Annotated in this window: 22 protein-coding genes; 11 read left to right on the forward strand and 11 right to left on the reverse strand. The window is 39.0% G+C overall.

The window, feature by feature from the left end:
• Window positions 1–207: 207 nt before the first annotated feature.
• Window positions 208–2,031, forward strand: a complete 1,824-nt coding sequence (locus CA265_18240) for a hypothetical protein (protein ARS41486.1) — start codon at window positions 208–210, stop codon at window positions 2,029–2,031.
• Window positions 2,032–2,435: 404 nt separating this feature from the next.
• Here CA265_18240 and CA265_18245 read toward each other — a convergent pair whose 3' ends face one another.
• From CA265_18245 to CA265_18265, 5 genes are all read right to left on the reverse strand, one after another.
• Window positions 2,436–2,798, reverse strand: coding sequence for a hypothetical protein (locus CA265_18245; protein ID ARS41487.1), 363 nt, complete (start codon window positions 2,796–2,798; stop codon window positions 2,436–2,438).
• A gap of 187 nt (window positions 2,799–2,985) precedes the next feature.
• Window positions 2,986–3,549, reverse strand: coding sequence for a hypothetical protein (locus CA265_18250; protein ID ARS41488.1), 564 nt, complete (start codon window positions 3,547–3,549; stop codon window positions 2,986–2,988).
• A 2-nt stretch (window positions 3,550–3,551) separates the two neighbouring features.
• Window positions 3,552–3,755, reverse strand: coding sequence for a hypothetical protein (locus CA265_18255; protein ID ARS41489.1), 204 nt, complete (start codon window positions 3,753–3,755; stop codon window positions 3,552–3,554).
• A 22-nt stretch (window positions 3,756–3,777) separates the two neighbouring features.
• On the reverse strand, window positions 3,778–4,167 hold the full coding sequence (locus tag CA265_18260; protein ID ARS41490.1) for a hypothetical protein: 390 nt from the start codon (window positions 4,165–4,167) through the stop codon (window positions 3,778–3,780).
• A gap of 161 nt (window positions 4,168–4,328) precedes the next feature.
• Window positions 4,329–4,592 carry a hypothetical protein gene (locus tag CA265_18265; GenBank protein ARS41491.1) on the reverse strand — a complete coding sequence of 88 codons (264 nt, stop codon included), beginning with the start codon at window positions 4,590–4,592 and terminating at the stop codon, window positions 4,329–4,331.
• Window positions 4,593–4,700: 108 nt separating this feature from the next.
• Here CA265_18265 and CA265_18270 point away from each other — a divergent pair, with 108 nt between their 5' ends.
• Window positions 4,701–5,012, forward strand: a complete 312-nt coding sequence (locus CA265_18270; GenBank protein ID ARS41492.1) for a hypothetical protein — start codon at window positions 4,701–4,703, stop codon at window positions 5,010–5,012.
• A 44-nt stretch (window positions 5,013–5,056) separates the two neighbouring features.
• On the opposite strand, the gene CA265_18275 is transcribed toward CA265_18270, so the two are convergent.
• From CA265_18275 to CA265_18285, 3 genes are read right to left on the reverse strand one after another with little or no spacing between them, the layout of a single operon-like run.
• Complete coding sequence (locus CA265_18275) at window positions 5,057–5,386, reverse strand: pyrophosphatase (GenBank protein ID ARS41493.1); 330 nt, start codon at window positions 5,384–5,386, stop codon at window positions 5,057–5,059.
• On the reverse strand, window positions 5,376–6,938 hold the full coding sequence (locus tag CA265_18280; protein ID ARS41494.1) for a hypothetical protein: 1,563 nt from the start codon (window positions 6,936–6,938) through the stop codon (window positions 5,376–5,378). The genes CA265_18275 and CA265_18280 overlap by 11 nt, the downstream gene beginning before the upstream one ends.
• Window positions 6,939–6,955: 17 nt before the next feature.
• Window positions 6,956–7,408 carry a D-tyrosyl-tRNA(Tyr) deacylase gene (locus CA265_18285; protein ID ARS41495.1) on the reverse strand — a complete coding sequence of 151 codons (453 nt, stop codon included), beginning with the start codon at window positions 7,406–7,408 and terminating at the stop codon, window positions 6,956–6,958.
• Window positions 7,409–7,420: 12 nt separating this feature from the next.
• On the opposite strand from CA265_18285, the gene CA265_18290 reads away from it, so the two are divergent.
• The gene (locus CA265_18290) at window positions 7,421–8,464 is read left to right on the forward strand and encodes a hypothetical protein (GenBank protein ARS41496.1); all 1,044 of its coding nucleotides are present in this window, start codon (window positions 7,421–7,423) and stop codon (window positions 8,462–8,464) included.
• Complete coding sequence (locus CA265_18295) at window positions 8,430–10,883, forward strand: hypothetical protein (GenBank protein ID ARS41497.1); 2,454 nt, start codon at window positions 8,430–8,432, stop codon at window positions 10,881–10,883. Before CA265_18290 ends, CA265_18295 begins: the two co-directional genes overlap by 35 nt.
• 286 nt (window positions 10,884–11,169) lie before the next feature.
• Here CA265_18295 and CA265_18300 read toward each other — a convergent pair whose 3' ends face one another.
• On the reverse strand, window positions 11,170–12,216 hold the full coding sequence (locus CA265_18300; protein ARS41498.1) for a 3-oxoacyl-ACP synthase: 1,047 nt from the start codon (window positions 12,214–12,216) through the stop codon (window positions 11,170–11,172).
• Window positions 12,217–12,384: 168 nt separating this feature from the next.
• Here CA265_18300 and CA265_18305 point away from each other — a divergent pair, with 168 nt between their 5' ends.
• Window positions 12,385–12,666: a Clp protease ClpS gene (locus CA265_18305; GenBank protein ARS41499.1), complete on the forward strand. Its 282-nt coding sequence runs from the start codon at window positions 12,385–12,387 to the stop codon at window positions 12,664–12,666.
• 137 nt (window positions 12,667–12,803) lie between these two features.
• Here CA265_18305 and CA265_18310 read toward each other — a convergent pair whose 3' ends face one another.
• Both CA265_18310 and CA265_18315 read right to left on the reverse strand, forming a co-directional pair.
• Entirely contained in the window at window positions 12,804–13,403 is a 600-nt protein-coding gene (locus tag CA265_18310) for a thioredoxin family protein (protein ID ARS41500.1), read from the reverse strand.
• 405 nt (window positions 13,404–13,808) lie between these two features.
• On the reverse strand, window positions 13,809–14,594 hold the full coding sequence (locus tag CA265_18315; GenBank protein ARS43052.1) for a 16S rRNA (adenine(1518)-N(6)/adenine(1519)-N(6))-dimethyltransferase: 786 nt from the start codon (window positions 14,592–14,594) through the stop codon (window positions 13,809–13,811).
• A 154-nt stretch (window positions 14,595–14,748) separates the two neighbouring features.
• On the opposite strand from CA265_18315, the gene CA265_18320 reads away from it, so the two are divergent.
• From CA265_18320 to CA265_18345, 6 genes are all read left to right on the forward strand, one after another.
• Window positions 14,749–15,828: a 4-hydroxythreonine-4-phosphate dehydrogenase PdxA gene (locus CA265_18320; protein ID ARS41501.1), complete on the forward strand. Its 1,080-nt coding sequence runs from the start codon at window positions 14,749–14,751 to the stop codon at window positions 15,826–15,828.
• A 286-nt stretch (window positions 15,829–16,114) separates the two neighbouring features.
• Window positions 16,115–17,302 carry an MFS transporter gene (locus tag CA265_18325; GenBank protein ARS41502.1) on the forward strand — a complete coding sequence of 396 codons (1,188 nt, stop codon included), beginning with the start codon at window positions 16,115–16,117 and terminating at the stop codon, window positions 17,300–17,302.
• A complete protein-coding gene (locus CA265_18330) occupies window positions 17,299–17,817 on the forward strand; it encodes a hypothetical protein (protein ID ARS41503.1) in 519 nt (172 codons plus the stop codon). The genes CA265_18325 and CA265_18330 overlap by 4 nt, the downstream gene beginning before the upstream one ends.
• Complete coding sequence (locus CA265_18335) at window positions 17,814–18,653, forward strand: sulfurtransferase (protein ARS41504.1); 840 nt, start codon at window positions 17,814–17,816, stop codon at window positions 18,651–18,653. Before CA265_18330 ends, CA265_18335 begins: the two co-directional genes overlap by 4 nt.
• Before the next feature lie 159 nt (window positions 18,654–18,812).
• Window positions 18,813–19,343, forward strand: a complete 531-nt coding sequence (locus CA265_18340) for a hypothetical protein (protein ARS41505.1) — start codon at window positions 18,813–18,815, stop codon at window positions 19,341–19,343.
• A gap of 15 nt (window positions 19,344–19,358) precedes the next feature.
• Complete coding sequence (locus CA265_18345) at window positions 19,359–19,550, forward strand: 50S ribosomal protein L32 (protein ARS41506.1); 192 nt, start codon at window positions 19,359–19,361, stop codon at window positions 19,548–19,550.
• Window positions 19,551–19,622: the final 72 nt, after the last annotated feature.

Here is a 19,622-nt window from a genome sequence, read left to right on the forward strand (position 1 = left end):
ACAAAAATAAGTATCACAACAACTTAACCGCGATTTACACCAACAATGTTACTTATGCAATCAATAATAAGTCGTGGTTCAATTTAGTATTTATAAAATACCTACAAAATAAAATACAGGTAACATTTAAAATACGTTTAATATCAATTGGCGGTTTAGCTAAAGATGTATTAAAATGTTACATTTAAAACTTATAATTTAGGGTTTATGAACCGCTTGTTTTTCATCATATTCTTATTGCTATCGCTTGGGGCCAATGCACAGATTTTTCGTCCCAACCAACAGATTGCCCCTGATGAAAGTAGTCTGGCTATACAATACTACCAGGATGGAGATTATGAAAAGGCAGTTGTGCTACTGGAAAAACTCTATGCCATTCCCAATAACGAAGCCTATTTCGATATTTACTTTAATACATTGTTAAAACTGAAGCGTTATGATGTGGCAGAAAAAGTGGTTAAACGGGAAATCAAAAAAAATCCGCAGAACGATATTTATCCCATAGCATTAGGCAAACTTTATCAGGAGAAAGGCGATACGCAAAATTCAAATAAAATTTTCAGCGATGTGATCAGCAAACTTCCCAAAGATGAGTTTAAGATCAGAAATTTAGCCAATAGCTTTTACCGTTTTGAAAATTATGAGTTTGCGGTTCAAACCTTTAAACAGGGCCGAAAACTGTTGGGCAACGATCAGCTATTTGCCTTTGAGTTATTAAACATCTACCGTTTTAAAAAGGATAAACCCATGCTCATGCAGGAGTATCTTGATGCGCTTGGAACAATGCCGCAGCTTTTACCGCAGGCTGAAGCGGTACTGGCTTCTATTTTTGAAGATAAAAACGATTACCAAACCTTTCAGGCGGCCATTTTAAGAAAAGTGCAGAAAGAGCCCGACGCCGAAATTTATATCCAGTTACTTACCTGGAACTATATTCAGCAACAGGAATTTGACATGGCCCTGCGCCAGCTTATTGCCTACGATAAACGAACCAAAGCTGATGGCGGCACTTTATTTAATGCCATTTATACCTTTGTGGATAATGGTGCCTACGAAACCGCAATTAAAGCCTACGATTACTTGCTAACCAAAGGAAAGGATAACCAGTATTATCTTCCTTCGAAAATAGAAATGCTGAATACGAAGTATAACCTGCGTACCAACGGGAAATATACGGTAGCTGATCTTGATTTGTTAGCGAAAGATTATCAGGCCTTATTGGGCGAAAATGGCAAAAATAGGAACACCCTGTTCGCGATAAAAAAACTGGCAAATTTGCAGGCTTATTATTTAAATCAACCCGGCAATGCAGAAAAAGAACTGGAAGAAGCGATAAAAATGCCTGGCATTAGCGATCAGGACTTAGGCCAGCTAAAACTCGATTTAGGCGACATTTATATTTTAACCAACCAGCCCTGGGAAGCTTTTTTGGTATACGAACAGGTGAGCAAACAGTTTGAAGGACAACCTGTGGGAAATGAAGCACGTTTCAGGAGTGCTAAACTTTCCTTTTATCAGGGTAATTTTGACTACAGCAATGGCCAATGCCTGGTTTTAAAGGCTGCAACCTCACAACTCATTGCAAACGATGCCCTGAACCTGAGTTTACTGATTAACGATAATATTCAAACCCCTGCAGATAGTAATGCGCTAAAAATGTATGCTGATGCCGAGATGCTTTTATTCAGGAACCTGCCCGAACGCGCCGTTAAAAAAATGGATAGTATTGCGATAGCCTTTCCACAAAATAGTTTGACAGATGCGATAATGATGAGCAAAGCAAAAATTTTCATCAAAGCCAACGATTTCCAAAAAGCCGCCGATATACTGAAAAAAGTAACTGAGGACTTTAAAGATGGTATCTGGACAGACGATGCCCTTTTTACCTTAGGTGATCTTTATGAAAAGAAATTGAACGATATCGCGCAGGCCAAAATTTATTTCCAGAAGTTAATTACCGATTACCCGGGCAGCATGTTCAGTGCCGAAGCCAGAAAAAGGTTTAGGAACTTACGCGGAGATGGTGTTTGATTGGTTCAATGGTTCATTAGTCATTAGTTCATTCGTAATTGTTAATCGGTTAATTGTTTTAATCGGTTAACTGTTTAAACTGGTTAATTGTTACTCACCTAATCTTTCCATTCGTCGTTATGAAACCGATGAGCAGGATGACAAAAGTGGTCGTCATCTCGACTGGAACGCAGTGGAATGGAGAGATCTATCTTGAGATGATAAAATAAACTGCAGTATTGGTTAATCGTATTGCGCTAATTGTTTTATTGTTATGATTGCTACCGGCGAAACGTCAGCCAGCAAGCGATTTACTCCCCTCAATTATTCATTAATAAATGACTCATAAAAATCATTAAAACCTTAATTTTCTTAACTTCTTAATGGTCAATAAAAGATTAATTAACGCCGAACACTAAACCAGATTAAATATACTTCATAAACTGGTACCCAGCAGAAAGTATTAACGCTAAAATACCTATAATCAAAATCCTTTCGCCATGTGCCCGGTCTGCCGGAGCGTAATTAAATACACATTCTCCGTTAGGCAATGTTCTTTTATGCGTTCGTAAATAAGCTCCGATGATGATGGCTATTAATCCTCCAACAACAGCCAAAATATAGCCCGCTACAATCAGCACCTTCGGACTTTCTTCAGGCTCAGCTAACGCTTCTAACCTTTTTTCTTTTAGTGTTTGGATCTGACTAACATCGGCTTCTGCTAGGCCTGGCTCTTTAGATTTTTTTGCTGGCTCTAATCCATCTAAATCCACATATTGTATAGGCATATATTAAAGCCAGGCTCATCAAACTCGAAATGCTGGAAAAGTAAAAAGCCCGGCACAATCGCCAGGCTAAGATTATTTTAAAAGCACAAGTCATCTGGCCCACTAAGACTTGCGCTAGTGAGGTTTTTTATTGGTACGAGTTAAAAACTCGCACCAGCACCATTTGTCTAATTGCAATCCGCTCGGACTAGCAGGGAGGAGGATAAGCCACTATTCGATATTCTCTTTCAGCAATGCTCATTATTTTTTTTACCGAAGTCCTCTCAGAGTTATGATAAAATCCAATGCTACCAGTATGATGAAAATAAAAGAAAAAATCTTCTTCAGTATTAAAAAATAGCGGACTATATGGAGCCTGATGAGTTAAGATACAGGTTAGAACTAATGGTAAGAATTTGTTCCAATCATTACATGTACATATACCAGAATAGTCTTTCTCAATAAAGGAACTTTGCAGCATTTTTAAATAAGCTTTCGATTCATTAGACTTACCTGTTAATTCGTAATTGTAGTCATCATTTTCTATATCCCAAGTATCTAAGCAAAAGTCCCACCAAGAATAGTTATATATTTTAATATTATTGTCTACACTTTGAAATAAAGAACGGAACATCTGCAATAAATCTTCTAAAAGATTATTGTTTTTATTTAGATATATCTCATATCTACTTCCCTTGCTATCTGGGAAAAAATCAAGATTGACCCACTCAAATGGAAAATCTTGATTATTAGTTGAGTTTAGTATTGTCATTTTTATTGAACCGATTTTAATTTGCTCCACGGAATAAATTTCCCAGTCTCTCCCTTGTATTTATCTTGTATAAAATTTCCAAATCCATCAGCATCTTTATACCATTCCAGTCCTTTTGGTGTTTCTGTAAAAACTTCAAATTTACTTCCTCCATGCCCTGTTTTGTCAACAGACCACCAAAGTCCATCAAATTTACTTTTGTACATGCGTCCCCAAGTTGTACTATTTTTAATCTTCGACGACCCTTCTTTCTACTTCTACACCGCGTTCTTTTAATATTTTTTTTGCCAGTAAAAAATCCAGGCTGCCCCATTCATCCTGTTTTTCAATAATTTCTTTCAGTTCTTCGTCACTGAAATCAAAAATATAGTATCCCGGATCGATATCTGCTAAACCTTTCTCCGCCAGTTGAAGCAGCAGAGTGTCGGCCCGTTCAAAATCTGCAGGCTTCAACTTTATTCTAAAATCTTTATTGATTTCATTATTGGCAAACGAGACATCAAAATTTTCAGAAACATCTTCCAACCCGCACTCAATCCTATTTTCTCTAAATGTTTCGGCCAGTGCCAAAGCTGCTGCTTTATCATTAAATCGCTGGAAGGTTAAAAAATCAGGCATATAGCAGATTAATTAGTTCATTTGTCATTGGTTCATTGGTAACTGCAAATTGCTAACTGAGAACTGTATTCTTGGTTAATCGGTTAATGGTATACCCTTCGGCTACGCTCAGGGGGTTAATTGTACCCAACCGCCAAACGCTTGTCGCCTAACGCTCAACGCTAAGCATCCAGTGCAATAATAGTCAGCGTTAATAATAAAATGAAACAGATACCGGCTAAGATCAGAATTCTTGCTCCATGCTGCCGGTCGGTTAACGAATAAGAGAACACTTTTTCACCTGTAATCAGTGTTTTCCGCTTTTTCATTAAATCCCAACCAATAACCAGCCCTAGAATGCCGCCGAAAATTGCAGTTAGGTAACCTGTATAAATGTAATTGCGTGTCGAGTTGTCTATTTTTTGAGAGCTGTTAGTTCGTATCATGCTTAAAAACAATGGGAATTGGCAAATTTAAACGATTCACATCACTTTAAAGAATAAAATCCATCTTCATCAATTTTTTAGCATTTATATATTATCTACCTTTGTGCCATGTTTTTATATAATGTTACGCTCATCTTAGATGATGCAGCAGCTGAAGAATGGTTACAGTGGATGCAGGAAATCCATATCCCACAGGTTATGGCTACGGGAATGTTTGTTTCTAACCGTTTATTAAAGGTGGTAGATTCGCCGAATGAAGGCGTAACCTACTGTGCACAATATGTTGCTGAAACATTAGAGAACTATAATAAATACCAGGAAGTATTTGCACCTGCTTTACAGGCTGAGCTAAACGAAAGATACAAAAACCGCTTTGTGGCGTACAGAACTTTGATGGAGTTTGTACCCCCAACCCCCTAGAGGGGGCTTACAGCCTTAGAAATATAAAGTCCCCTTTAGGGGATTTAGGGGTTAAGCTTCTCGTTATTTTTATGTCTGTCTGCATCGCGGATGCTCTTTTTCTCCAGATTTTTCTCTAAAGCATCGGTAAGATTTATGCCCGTTTGATTAGCCAGACAGATTAAAACAAACATTACATCAGCCATTTCATCGGCGAGGTTTACCTCTTCATCGCTTTTTTTAAACGACTGTTCACCGTATTTACGGGCCATGATACGGGCAACTTCTCCAACTTCTTCCATCAGAATGGCGGTATTGGTCAGTTCGTTAAAATAACGGATGCCTGTAGTTTTAATCCAACGGTCTACGGTTTCCTGTGCTTCGTTAATGGTCATGTTTTTCTTCTTCTATTTCTGAATTGATTCTACTGTTAATATCGATATGGGCATCTTCGAGTAAAAAGACACTTGCGCCTTTTTCTCTGGCATATGGCGTAGTTACTTCACCAATTTTGGTAATCTTCCCAAAAAACGGCTGTTCTTTTTTACGCTGAGGATCTTCTTCACCTAGCTCTCTAATTAAAATTAAATGTTTAATCGGTTTATCCATTTTAAACCAGTACAAATAATCGGCGTTGTAAGCTACAGCGTTGATATTTTTAAACTTCGAGTAGTAATTGATGGCCCCAGCCTCTCCGTAATTATCAGCCCGAACCAGCAAAGCAGATTTATCTTTAACCTTTGCATAGGCTAGATCAGTTAAGGCAGCCATTTCTTTCCAGCCCTGCATATCGGCAAAATCCTGCGGCAAATCGTGCTGTAAACCGTCTTCCCAACGCAACATACCTATTTTACCAAACTTATCGTGTTTGGCTATAATCTGCTCCGGACTTAAAACCGGATAGGCAAACTTCATGGTAATGCTAAATAGTGCAATGGGCAAAACAATCATCAATACTTTCAGATATTTTTTCCAACCCTTATGAAGAACAAGGCTAAAATATGCACATCCTGCTGCAATAATAACAGGGTACAAACCAGCAGCATAATATCCTTTTGCCCTAAACCAGGTAAACAAACCTAGGGAAATTATAAAGCCAAAAATTACCCAACGGAAAGCTGCAAAAGGTTTATAAAACAGCAATGCGATAATCCCAGCCAAAACAATAAAAATAACATTAAAGTAGTAGAGCAACTGATCTTTCAGGAAATCGATCCGGTTAATTTTATCCAACTGTGTTGCGGCCAATTCTTTCATATGGCCAACTACCGGAAAATGATGCGTGTATTGCCAGATGAGGTTAGGCAGCATGATGAACAAGGCCAGCAAGGCCGCAAAATAAAGATGTTTATTCCTGAAAACCGCTCGTTGCTTCGAGATCAGCAAAGCTGGAATTAAACCCGCAGCCAAAAACACAATACTGTATTTGTTTAAAAACCCCAGCCCTAGTGCAATGGCTAGGAAATAAAGAAATCTATTTTCTTTCGTATCAAAAAACCTGATCAGGATGAAATAAACAGCTGTCCAGCTTAAAATATCGAATGCATTCGGTTGAAAAAGTAAGTCTAAGCGCCCAATAGCACAACAGATTAAGGCAATGGCCGACAAGGCTTTAGCGTATAAATTGCCTTTTAAGGCTTCCACAATTTTCCAGGTAAATACCAGGGTTGCCCCGCCGATGCTGGCTGATACCAAACGGACTACCGCCTCGCTACTACCCAATAATTTAATAATCAGCGCAAATATGGAAGTTACCGGTGGTACAGACTGAAAGCCCCAGGCCAAATGATTGGCCTGATCTAAGTGCAAAAACTCATCACGGTGTAAGCTATAAGCCGCATTGACCAATAAGAAAGGTAAAATCAGTTTTAAAATAACGAAAAAAACAAGAATCCCTAAATCTACCAGAGCAGACTTCGACTTTTTATGATTCATCTTATTTTCCATACCTGGGCGAATTTGGCCTATTCTTTATTCTTCGTATCAATCAATATCGTAACCGGACCGTCGTTTAATAAAGCGATTTTCATATCGGCCCCAAAAATCCCTGTTTTTACTTTTTTGTCTAACAATCCGGATAATTTCTCGATCATTTTCTCGTACAGCGGAATGGCGATGTCTGGTCGTGCAGCCCTCGTAAAACCCGGACGGTTCCCTTTCTTTGTTGAGGCGAATAATGTAAACTGACTGATCAACAGGATGTCGCCACCAACATCAGCGAGTGCTTTATTCATCAATCCGTTTTCATCTCCAAAAACACGCATACCGATAATTTTCTGCGCCAGCCAATCCAAATCCTCTAAAGTATCGGCATCTTCTATACCCAACAACACTAAAAATCCGGTTTCAATTGCTCCTGTTACCACTTCATCAACCGTGCAACTTGCCTGTGTAACTCTTTGTAAAACTGCTCGCATTTTATACTACTTTTGCTCAATAAAATTGATATGCGCAAGATAAGTATTTTAGTGGTTTCTGTATTTCTCTTCTTTGGTTGCAGGCAAAAATCAATTGTTCATCCAACTTTTTATTATTGGAAAACTGATTATAAAAACAAAAAAGCAGAAACCGGTTATCTCGATCAATTTAAGTCGAAATCTTTATACGTACGGATTATGGATGTAGATTTTAATCCTGATCTGCAACTCCCAGTGCCTGTTTCGCCGATTAAATTTTCAGATCCTTTACCTAAACAGGTTCATATTATTCCTGTTGTATTTATCGTAAACCAGGTTTTTGACAAGATTGACACCATGCAAACAGCGGTGATGGCCAATCGCATTGCTAAATTTGTGGAGGCTAAGGTAAAACAGTCTGGACAACAAAACTACCAAGAGCTTCAGATAGATTGCGATTGGACCAAAGGCACCAGAAACAGGTATTTTAAATTTTTAGCGCAATTAATGGATAACCCACTTTTAAAGGGCAAAACCATTTCGGTAACCTTGCGATTGCACCAAATCAAAAATATGGTGTCGAGCGGGGTTCCCCCGGTAGAGAAAGGCATGTTAATGTGTTACAACATGGGTAACCTGCGTAAATACGGCGAACAGAATTCGATATTGGATCAGCACGAAATGGATGTTTACCTTAAGGATTATCTGGAGCAATATCCCTTAGCACTTGATGTTGCCTTACCCATTTTCGAATGGGCAGTGGTATTCAGGAACGAACAATACGGAGGTATTTCAAAGCGGATTGGCAAAGTCCAGATCGAGGATAAAAAACTTTTTAAGCAGAGGGGAAATTCCATTCTCTACGACTTGCTGGCTGATTATCCCGCAGCTGGATTAAAACAGGGCGATGTGGTAAGATGGGAACAGATTTCTCCTGAAGATTTACTACATACCTCTAAATTTTTATCACGATATTTAGCCCCCAGAGACCGGAATCTTGTTTTCTACCATTTAGACACCGACCTATTAAAACATTTTACCCATGAAGACCTTCAAAAAGTTATCGCTAATTTTTAGTGTATTCCTGATTACTTTTTTCGGCGAAATTGCCGTAAATCTTGCCTGTGGCGGTGAGATAGATCCCTACGATTATTACATTTCTTATTTCCACAACAATATTGAAGGAGATGAATATTCTCCCTTCGCCTATAACCAGATGGTGTACCTGAACAGTGAAACGGATATAGAAAGCGAGCCTGATATCAACAGCCGTGAATGGGCAAAATACCTCAACGTAAAAAAGGAGGATGTGCTAAAAGTAATGTACAAAACCGACAGTGCCACTGATGTAAAACTGGTGAATTTTGATGGAAATCTTTCTCAATTACCGGATAGCTTACAACAGAACAGTTTTATCCAGGCCTTAAGCAAACGCAAAGAACCTTTAAAGTATTATCAATTCGCCAAAAGCTGCGAACCGCTGGCCAATGTAGATTTTAGTCTTTGGGACCCAAAACCACGCGATACCACAACGATGGGCTCAAAAGCCAAAGAAGCTTTGAAATTAACAGAAGCTGAAAAAGACGATTTCCTGAAACTACGTTATGCTTACCAATCGCAACGTATGTTCCATTTTGCCGGTTATCACAGCGAAAGTAAATCAACTTACGAGAAATATATTAAAACAAGCAAGCTCAACAGTTCGGTTAAGGGCTGGGCATTGGCATTGTATGCCGGATCGACGCGCAGGTTGGGCAATCCTGAAGAATCGGCCTTTTTATTCTCGAAGGTTTTTGCGAGTAATCCCGAACGACGAGTCCAGGCCTATAAAAATTATTATTATACCAGTTCGCCCGTTAATGGGGCATTGAAATATGCCAAAACCAATAACGAGAAAGCCAATATTTGGGCAATAAATGGATTTGGTGATGCTGATTCGGGTATAGAAAGCCTGAATAAAGTTTATCAGTACGAACCGAAAAGCCAGCTTAACGGCACGCTGCTGGTGCGCGAAGTAAACAAATTAGAGCAAGATCTTATCGAGGCAAACGATATTGCCAAAATTGGCTATAATTATTATTTTTCTGATAATGGCAATCCGAAATATAAAGACAGTTTAAAAAATATTAACCTAAAACACCTGAATGAAATCAGGAATTTTGCTGTAAAACTGGCCACGGAGAAGAAATATCCTCAGCCTGAACTGGGTACCTTAACCGCCGCTTATTTATCATGGATGGAGAATAAAGATTTCTTAGCCTCAAATTACCTGGCCATATTAAAACCAGATAAATTACCGGAAAGATTACGCGATCAATATCGAATCACCGATTTATTGATCAAGGCCAAAAACATCAAAAAAGGAAATCCTTTTAATGAGAACGATTTATTGCCGACCTTAAAATGGCTTGATGAAAAACGTTTTGCAGAAAACAGTGAGCAACCAAAAGGGCCATATTATTATGATACTGATCGCGCCAGCAAACGCTTTAGCAGAACGACCAGAAACTTTTATCAGCAGTTATTGGCTCCAGCTTATTTGAGTATGGGCGATACCGCAAAAGCAGCATTAGCCATGGTTAAAGGCGACCTGGAATACAAAACCTTAAAAGAGAATTCGCTTTTCCAGAATATGAGTTATCAAAGCATTGCTTTTTGGCAGAAAAATTTGAGCCCGAAAAGTATGCAGGGGCTGGCCGTTTACAAAACAAAAGCAGCTGGTAATGATGTTACTGCTTTATTGGCCTCAGCCTTAAACCAACTTAAAAATGATGACTTTTATGAATTGTACGGTACTACTTATTTACGTACACATCAATACGATAAGGCTGTTCAAATGTTTGCAAAGGTTTCTCCAAACTATAAATATTTTAATCCAGAAAACTGGTATGGAGATGAATCTAATGCAAAACTTTATGCTAATCCTTTCATCGAAACGATAAACGATTATCCGAAAAAGTATGTAACGGCGAAAGCATCCATTACCAAAAAAGCTTTTGCGGCCGAAATGCTCCGCTTACAGAAATTAAGCATTAGCGATAAAAAGAACGCTGCGCTTTATTATTACAAAATGGCGAATGCTGTTTATCAAACTGGTTATTATGGCAACAGCTGGTTTTTAATCAGCTACGACTGGTCATCATATGACAACAGCAACCCGGCAAAATATGTATATGATGGCGATTATAAAAAAGCGCAAACAGCAAAAGCCTGGTATTTAAAAGCCAGGGCATTAAGTACCAATGCCGATTTTAAGGCAAAATGTACTTTTATGTTGGCTAAATGTTTGCAAAAGCAGATTATCATGAATGCCAATCCGCTATCATTTTATTATTACGATAAAAAAGATGTGAAATGGAGAAATTTTATCAAGGCAAATTATAACAACCCTTATCTTAAAGAATTAAGGTTTAGTTATGCAAAAACGCCTTTTTATGCTGTCGCAGCTGGCGAATGCAGTTATCTGGGAGATTTTATCAGGCCAAAAACGCAATAGTCACGTTTGACCATTAAGAAGTTAAGTTAGTTAATAAAAATGCAGTCGTCATCTCGACCGAAGCAACGCGGAGTGGAGAGATCTTTAGCTATAGATTTAGCTTCGCTGAGCACTACGTGGTTCTCGACTTCGTTGCACTCCGCTCGAAATGACGAATTTATATTGATGAGACAATTACTTATTTTATCCTAACTTGCCTGACTATTTTACCTAAACCCTAAACCCTAAACCCTAAACCCTAAACCCTAAACCCTAAACCCTAAACCCTAAACCCTAAACCTTAAAACTACCACCTAATCAGCGCACTGGCCCAGGTAAAGCCTGAACCGAATGCCGCGAGGCAAACCAGATCGCCATCTTTAATTTTGCCAGCTTCCCAGGCTTCACATAAAGCTATCGGAACAGAAGCAGCCGTGGTATTGCCATATTTTTGAATATTATTAAAAACCTGATCATCATTTAGGCCTAACAACTGTTGCACATACTGACTGATACGCAAATTGGCCTGATGTGGCACCAACATATCAATATCTTTCTCCGTTAGGTTATTTGCCGCAAGGGCCTCTTTAATTACTTCAGGAAATTTCACCACTGCTTTTTTGAAAACCGACGGACCATCCATATATGGCAAAGCTGCGCCACTGTCTAAAATTTCCTGCGTCATAAATAACCCACCTAATTCTTGCTCAGGATAGGCAGGTTTATCTTTCAACCATTTATTGGCATGAGCGCCTGGATAATACATGGCCAGGATTTCGGCATCGGCACCATCGCTGTGTAAATGTGTACTTAAAATTCCTTTCCCCGGCTCGTCTGTAGGTTGCAGTACCACAGCACCAGCACCATCACCAAAAATAACCGATACATTACGGCTTCGTGTTTCAAAATCCATGGCAAACGAATGTTTCTCGCTCCCCACTACCAGCACATTTTTATACATGCCTGTTTTTACAAACTGATCGGCCACCGAAAGTGCATATACAAAACCAGAACATTGATTTCTGATGTCCAAAGCACCGATCTCGCCCATGCCCATTTCTCGCTGCAGCAGCACACCACATCCCGGAAAATAATAATCGGGGCTCAAGGTAGCAAAAACAATAAAATCGACATCTTTAGCGGTAATCCCGGCTCTTTCTATAGCAATTTTGGCCGCCTCGATGCCCATGGTGGTAGTGGTTTCCTCATTGCGATCGGCAAAACGACGTTCTTTAATACCCGTACGTTCCTGAATCCAGGCGTCGTTGGTATCCATAAAACGGCTTAGATCATCGTTGGTATATACATTTTTCGGAACGTAGTAACCTATTCCGGCTATTTTAGACTGGTGCATACTCGTATATTATTTGGTTAACAAATGTATTAAAAGGGACGGAAGAATATGTAAAATGTACGATGTAAGATGTTGTATGGACTTATGTTACTGCACCTCATCCATTTTACCTATTCCATCTTACATTAAAACTATTACATCTTCCATAAAAATAGTTATTTTTGCACCATGTCTACAGAAACCAAAGAAGAGACCTTTACGCTCGAAGAAATTTTAACTTCCCTAAAAACCGTACATCGCCTTATTTTGTGGAATGATGATATCAATACTTTCGATCATGTGATTTATTGTATGATGAAATACCTGGATTATAACGAATCGCAGGCCGAAAAAATTGCATGGAAAGTGCATAATGATGGAAAATGCCCGGTTTTGGAAGGCTCATTTACCGAAATGGAAGTTTACCGTAAAATTTTACAGCAAGAAGGATTAACGGTTTCTGTTGATTAAGGCTATTTTCCGGCGAATCGTCATGCTGAACTTGGTTCAGCATCTTTCCTGCAAAATAGACCCTGAAATAAATTACCTGCGGTGAGCTCGCCAAGGCTCGGTTCAGGGTGACGAGCTACAAAAAACGCAGCCAGGTATTACCCTTCCAAGCCCTTCAAAAGTTCATTTAATCCAGCCTGTGTAGTCTGCGTTTTATCTTTAGCGTACCAGCCATGAAGTTTTTCGGCTAAAATTGGCATATCAGTACTTTCTTTTTTCCACTCTTTTAAAAGCTCCTGCAAAATTTGTGGTCTTGGACCCCAGGTTCCTAAAACTTGGTCTGTTGATTCATTTAACACAATTAAAACCGGAATAGCTCTTCCTCCATTGGTTAAATGCGCATCAATTAATGGCAGATTTTTATCTCTAAGCACAAATTTCAGGTCAATTTTACCTAATGAGGCCGTCGCGATTTTATTAAATACCGGAACAATCTGAGCAGCATCGCCACACCACCCTTCAGTAATCACCAAAAATTTATAATTCCCCTTAAGGTGATCAATGGTTGAAATCAACTCATCAGTTAAGCTGATCGTTTTATCCACACGACTCATCCTTTGCACATTCATTTTAGTATAGTGCAAATCGTAAGTTACATCACCAGTAGCCTTTCCCTCTAACAGAAGTTGGTCAATCAATGCGCGGTAGGTTAAATAGTCTATGCCTTGTTCCTCAAAAATTTCGCGATAATTTATCATAAGATTTCCTAAAATTACAGCGCAAAGGAAAGGAGAAATTCAATGAAAATAATCACGGATTTGCAAGAAAACGCAGGCGATTAATTGCACAGATTTTGGGATTACACAGCTGTTTCAGCTGGCAAGAAAAAGAATTCTATGATCGTATAAATGCTGATTTTTGTAGTGTCCCATTTTTGATTAAACCCGATAGGAGCGAAAAACACGAAGGTGAGGAACGAACCAAGGCTTTGAAGCGGATAGCGGGACCGCTGCAACCGAAATGAACAGAAACCTGCTTTTCGTATTTATAACATTCGCGTTTAAAAAAGATCTCGAAATAAATTACCTTCGGTGAGCCCGCTTAAAGCTCGGTTTACTGCGTGGCTTTTCGCAGCGCTACAGGTCAGGGTGACGATTGCATCACTAAGCTTCCATCAACTTAGTTACATGTTGTGTTAAGGCTACAAAATCTGCAACGGTTAACTGCTCTGCACGTTTCTCAAAATAAATATGATCGTCCATTTTATCTTTAGGCATTACCGCAGAAACCGCATTACGCAAAGTTTTTCTCCGCTGGTTAAAACCAGCCTTAACCACCCGCCAGAATAATTTTTCATCGCAGTCTAAAGTCTCCACTTCATTTCTGGTCAAGCGGATCACTGCCGAGTGCACTTTTGGCGGTGGATTAAATGTACCCGGTTTAACCGTAAACAGATACTCAATCTTATAATAAGCCTGAAGAAACACACTTAAAATCCCGTACTCTTTGTTACCCGCAGGCGCCGCACAACGTTGGGCAACTTCTTTCTGGAACATGCCAACCATTTCTACAACCTTGTTGCGGTTATCTAAAATCTTAAATAAAATCTGAGAAGAGATGTTGTATGGAAAATTGCCGATAATGGCAAACTGACCTGGGAAAATAGCATCGAAATCGAGTTTCAGAAAATCGCCATTAATCAACCGGTCGCCAAGCTGAGGGTATTTTTCATTCAAAAAATGGAAAGATTCGGTATCGATATCAATCAGATAAGTTTCTAAGTCTGTACGTTGCAACAAAAAATCAGATAAGATCCCCATTCCAGGCCCTACCTCTAAAACCTGTTTATATTTATCGGTATTCACCAAAGCCTCCACAATGCGGTTGGCAATGCCTTTATCGGTTAAAAAATGTTGACCTAAATGTTTTTTCGCTTTTACTAAACTCATACCCCAAACCCCTGAAGGGGCTTTAAAAATTAAAATTCTTTGCAAAGATAGGCTTATTATTTCTTTGCAAATCACTTTGCGTACTTTGCGGTTTCATTTTTTTTAAAGGGTTTAAACGAAAATCAGTAATTTGCGCTAAAATTTTCCAGTAATTATGAGCAATAAACTTAAAATTGGCATCAGTATAGGCGACGTGAACGGTATAGGTTTAGAGGTAATCATTAAAACATTATCCAATCCTGCCATTTTAAATTATTGTACTCCAATTGTTTATGGCCACACCAAGGTTTCATCTTTTCATAGAAAGGCAAATAACCTGGGCGATTTTAGTTTTAATGTTGTTAGCCATGCCAACCAGGCACAGCCAAAAAAGGCAAACATGATTAATTGCTGGGAAGAAGATGTAAAAATCGAATTGGGTCAGGTTACGGCAACCGGCGGAAAATATGCCCTCTTATCATTAGAGCGTGCCACAGCCGATCTGGTAAATGGCGATATTGATGCGCTGGTTACGGCCCCGATCAATAAACATAACATTCAGTCAGAAACTTTTGCTTTTCCCGGCCATACCGAATACCTGCAGGAAAAAAGCGGCAGTAAAGATGTGCTGATGTTTTTGATCAGCGAAAATTTACGCGTGGGTGTGGTAACTGGTCACATCCCGGTGAAAGATGTTCCGACCTCAATCACAAAAGAAAAAATTATCAGCAAATTAAAGCTGATTAACGAAAGTTTAAAAAAAGACTTCTGGATCGAAAAACCAAAAATTGCGGTTCTGGGCTTAAATCCTCATGCCAGCGATAATGGCTTGTTAGGCACCGAAGAAGCAGAAATTATTACACCAGCTATTCAGGAAGCTTACGATAAAGGTATCGTTTGTTTTGGTCCATACCCGGCTGATGGCTTTTTTGGCAATGGCAGCTACAAACAGTTTGATGCAGTTTTGGCCATGTACCACGATCAGGGTTTAATTCCTTTTAAAACACTGGCTTTCCATAATGGTGTAAACTATACCGCTGGTTTAAATTTCGTTCGTACTTCTCCCGATCACGGAACAGGTTACGATATTGCAGGTAAAGATTTAGCGGATTCGACTTCATTTACCGAAGCTTTATTCTCAGCTATCCACATTGTAAAAAACCGTAGAGAACAAGAAGAAATGTTGGGCAATCAATTACGCACAGGCGGTAAAGTGGTTGAAACACAGTTTGACATTAAGGATGATGCTTCTTAAGGTAGAAGGCTGAGGGTAGAAAGGTGGAAGGTTTGCAAATCGCGCACCTGTCTTCCGAATTCGGACACCCGACACCTGACTTATTGAAAACTTAGGTGTATTAAGGTGTCTTAGGTGGTCAATTTTTTTTGCAAAGCAAGGCCTGTTTTTCATCGGTTCCGAAAGCCCTGCTATGCGTTACAATCTTTTTTGTAATTGCCAGGCTGTGCTGTTAAATTACTGCAACAAAAAAGGATTTCCACTTCTATCAGGTTTATTTTAGTTAAAATTGTGCATCAAATTTAAAATGAGCGGCACTAAAAAACCTAGTTACATTCTCCCCACAATTGTTATTGCGCAGTTTCTATGTACTTCTTTGTGGTTTGCAGGCAATGCGGTATTACCCGATATTGTTAAAAACTTCCCTACCGAAACCAATCTGCTGGCCAATCTGACCAGCATGGTGCAGTTTGGCTTCATCAGTGGAACATTAGTTTTCGCTTTTTTTGCCATTTCCGATATTTTTTCACCTTCAAAAGTGTTCTTTATCTGCGGCATAGCAGCTGCGTTATTTAACCTGGGCATCTGTGTGGAATTACCCAATGTTCACTTATTATTGCTTTTTCGCTTTTTAACTGGTTTTATGTTGGCTGGAATCTACCCCGTTGGTATGAAAATAGCATCCGACTACTTTAAAGATGGACTGGGAAAATCCTTAGGTTTTTTAGTTGGTGCATTGGTACTTGGCACTGCATTTCCGCATTTGTTAAAAACATTTACAGCAAATTTTGCCTGGCAATATGTAATCTTTGCTACATCTGCTTTATCTGCAACTGGCGCTTTGGCGATCTTGTTGTTTGTACCCAATGGTCCGTTTAGAACTGTCGGGCAAAAATTTAATTTCCATTCTTGTTTTAATGGCTTCAAAAATCCGCATTTTCGATCTGCTGCTTTCGGTTATTTCGGGCACATGTGGGAACTTTATACCTTTTGGGCATTTTTACCCGGCATGTTGCTGCTTTTCAATACTACACATCCTCATGTTACGCTAAATATCCCACTGTTTTCCTTCTTAATTATCGCATCAGGAGGCCTATCCTGCATGATTGGCGGTTTGCTCTCCCAAAAATTTGGGGCAAAACGGATTGCCACCATTGCCTTAAGCCTATCTGGCCTATGCTGCTTGCTCTCTCCTGTTTTTCTATTCAGCGGTTCGGTTTATCCTTTTATGATATTTTTATTTTGCTGGGGTCTGTCTGGCACGGCAGATTCGCCATTGTTCTCTTCTTTAATTGCCAAACATGCACCCGAAAACCTTCGGGGAACTTCGTTAACCCTGGTAAATTGTATCGGTTTTGCCATCACAATTGTCAGTATCCAGGCGATTAATCTGTTAGCTAAAGAAATAAATTCCCATTATCTTTATATGGTTTTGGCTATTGGTCCAGTTTTGGGTATTGTGGCACTATTAAAAAAGCATAATGATGTAAAATGAAGAAATTCCAACTCATAATTGCTTTGTTATGCCTAATCAATATACAGGCATTTGCTTGTACATGCTATGAAATCACAACAAAGCAGGCTATTAACGGTGCGCAGATTGTAATGAAGGGGAAAGTTATTTCAAAAATTTTAACACATAACCTTTCTGATATAAGCACAATAAAAACCAGCGATACCACAAATATTCATTATGTAATGGCTCATAGGATTTTAATGGCAGTGGTGAAAATCAAAATAAACAAGCTTTACAAAGGAAAAATTTCCTCAGACACTATCACAATGATCACTCCGAAAATGAGCGCAAGTTGTGACTTTAACTTTCAAATCGGCGACGAATATATTGTATATGCAACCAACCACGACACGACATTTATGTCAAGCAAATTTGAGCGAAAATCAAAAGACATCAATACCTATTGGACGGATCAGTGTAGCAGAACCATGCTGTCTAACCAATCAGAAGAAGATCAGATAAAAAAGATATTAAAAGGAAAAAAATCAAAATGAATTCACAATCACCTATCATAAAACCAGCAGAATTAACCTGGTTAAACCAAGACGATGAAATCGTAATTATCGATGCAAGTGCCGGGTCAAAAGCCAGATACGACGAACAACACCTGGCCGGCGCCCTCTTTGCCGATGTAAATAACGATTTAGCTAACATCGTAGATTTTGCGGTGGGCGGAAGACATCCTTTACCTACTTTCGGGCAATTTTCAGCTGTTTTACAGCGGCTCGGCATTACCAAAAACAGCCATGTGATTGTTTACGATGATAAAAACGGTGGTAACGCAGCTGCAAGGCTCTGGTGGATGCTTAAAGCTATCGGCCATAAAAAGGTACAGGTAATTGACGGAGGCTTTCAGGCAGCCGTTAAAGCGGGCTTCCCAACAACTGATAAAATAGAAATCCCAAAATCTGTTGAGCAATATGAAATCACAGCCTGGAACCTGCCACTATCAGATATCAACGAAGTTGAAAAAGTAGCCAAAACCGACGATCACATCGTGATTGATGTGCGCGATGCCAACCGTTTTGCAGGCCTTACTGAACCGATCGATTTAATTGCAGGCCATATCCCAGGTGCGGCAAATATTCCCTATACCGAAAATTTAGATGCTTCAGGTGCTTTCCTCGCTCCCGAAATATTGAAAGAAAAATATGCTGAAGCCCTGGCACATGTTAAACCCGAAAATGTAATTGTACACTGCGGCTCGGGCATTACCGCCTGCCACACGCTATTAGCAATGGATTATGCAGGCTTACCAATTCCTAAACTTTATGTTGGCTCGTGGAGCGAATGGAGCAGGAATAACAAAGAAATGATTTTGGCAGATTAGCCTTCTTACAGACCTTACAGGTTTCTGAAACCTGTAAGGTCTTACAGTATTTCAATTAACATTCTGAAAACCTGTTCGATTAACATCAACAATTTTTAAAAAACATTTTTAATCTAATTATTTTATCCCTACATTTGCAGGCTAAAATTTTACAGTACTTTGAACCCACTAAAACAATTTTCATTACCGTTTACCGGATTAAAATTGGGAACTCATCAGTTTGATTATGAGCTTGATGACCGCTTTTTTAATGCATTTGAGTATTCGTTAATTAAAAGCGGAAATTTAAAAGTAGACCTGGAACTTGAGAAACAAGAGACCATGTTGCTTCTAAAATTCAAAGTTATTGGTACCGTAAATTTAGATTGCGATAAATGTTTATCTGAGTTTTCGTTACCGGTAAATCTTTATGAAAGGCAGATTGTAAAGTTTGCTGAAGATGAACTGGAGAGTGACGACGAAGAAATTATTTCGCTAAGCCGTAAAGATACCGAGATTGATATATCTGGTCCTTTATACGAGATGATTAACGTAGCGGTACCTTATATCAAAAACTGCGAGCAGGCAGATAAAGATTGTGATCAGGAAATGATTGATCGTTTAAATCAATTATCGATCGAGAAGCAGGCTGAAGAAAATGAACAAACAAGCGACCCACGTTGGGAAGCCCTTAATAAGTTAAAAAAATAATTAGATTATACACCAATGGCACATCCAAAACGGAAAATCTCGAAACAGAGAAAAAATAAAAGAAGAACACACTATAAAGCTGTTACTCCTTCTTTAGCAACATGCTCGGCAACAGGTGCTATTCACGTACCTCACCGTGCTTACAACGTTGATGGTAACTTATACTACAACGGCAAACTGGTTATCGAAAATACTCAGATAGGGTAATTTTCTTAAAAAATTGTTTGTGTTTTCAGCGGCTTTAGTCATACCTTAGTCAACTGAAAAATTCAGGATTAC

The sequence above is a fragment of the Sphingobacteriaceae bacterium GW460-11-11-14-LB5 genome, from assembly GCA_002151545.1.
Lineage (GTDB): Bacteria > Bacteroidota > Bacteroidia > Sphingobacteriales > Sphingobacteriaceae > Pedobacter.

Coding starts and splice junctions, on each gene's coding strand:
- CA265_18345 (ARS41506.1), top strand. CDS start 19,359: ATGGCACATCCAAAACGGAAAATCTCGAAACAGAGAAAAAATAAAAGA.
- CA265_18270 (ARS41492.1), top strand. CDS start 4,701: ATGTTTTTATATAATGTTACGCTCATCTTAGATGATGCAGCAGCTGAA.
- CA265_18255 (ARS41489.1), bottom strand. CDS start 3,755: ATGTACAAAAGTAAATTTGATGGACTTTGGTGGTCTGTTGACAAAACA.
- CA265_18275 (ARS41493.1), bottom strand. CDS start 5,386: ATGACCATTAACGAAGCACAGGAAACCGTAGACCGTTGGATTAAAACT.
- CA265_18320 (ARS41501.1), top strand. CDS start 14,749: ATGAGCAATAAACTTAAAATTGGCATCAGTATAGGCGACGTGAACGGT.
- CA265_18250 (ARS41488.1), bottom strand. CDS start 3,549: ATGACAATACTAAACTCAACTAATAATCAAGATTTTCCATTTGAGTGG.
- CA265_18260 (ARS41490.1), bottom strand. CDS start 4,167: ATGCCTGATTTTTTAACCTTCCAGCGATTTAATGATAAAGCAGCAGCT.
- CA265_18330 (ARS41503.1), top strand. CDS start 17,299: ATGAAGAAATTCCAACTCATAATTGCTTTGTTATGCCTAATCAATATA.
- CA265_18245 (ARS41487.1), bottom strand. CDS start 2,798: ATGCCTATACAATATGTGGATTTAGATGGATTAGAGCCAGCAAAAAAA.
- CA265_18265 (ARS41491.1), bottom strand. CDS start 4,592: ATGATACGAACTAACAGCTCTCAAAAAATAGACAACTCGACACGCAAT.
- CA265_18285 (ARS41495.1), bottom strand. CDS start 7,408: ATGCGAGCAGTTTTACAAAGAGTTACACAGGCAAGTTGCACGGTTGAT.
- CA265_18240 (ARS41486.1), top strand. CDS start 208: ATGAACCGCTTGTTTTTCATCATATTCTTATTGCTATCGCTTGGGGCC.
- CA265_18305 (ARS41499.1), top strand. CDS start 12,385: ATGTCTACAGAAACCAAAGAAGAGACCTTTACGCTCGAAGAAATTTTA.
- CA265_18315 (ARS43052.1), bottom strand. CDS start 14,594: ATGAGTTTAGTAAAAGCGAAAAAACATTTAGGTCAACATTTTTTAACC.
- CA265_18280 (ARS41494.1), bottom strand. CDS start 6,938: ATGGAAAATAAGATGAATCATAAAAAGTCGAAGTCTGCTCTGGTAGAT.
- CA265_18335 (ARS41504.1), top strand. CDS start 17,814: ATGAATTCACAATCACCTATCATAAAACCAGCAGAATTAACCTGGTTA.
- CA265_18295 (ARS41497.1), top strand. CDS start 8,430: ATGAAGACCTTCAAAAAGTTATCGCTAATTTTTAGTGTATTCCTGATT.
- CA265_18300 (ARS41498.1), bottom strand. CDS start 12,216: ATGCACCAGTCTAAAATAGCCGGAATAGGTTACTACGTTCCGAAAAAT.
- CA265_18325 (ARS41502.1), top strand. CDS start 16,115: ATGAGCGGCACTAAAAAACCTAGTTACATTCTCCCCACAATTGTTATT.
- CA265_18310 (ARS41500.1), bottom strand. CDS start 13,403: ATGATAAATTATCGCGAAATTTTTGAGGAACAAGGCATAGACTATTTA.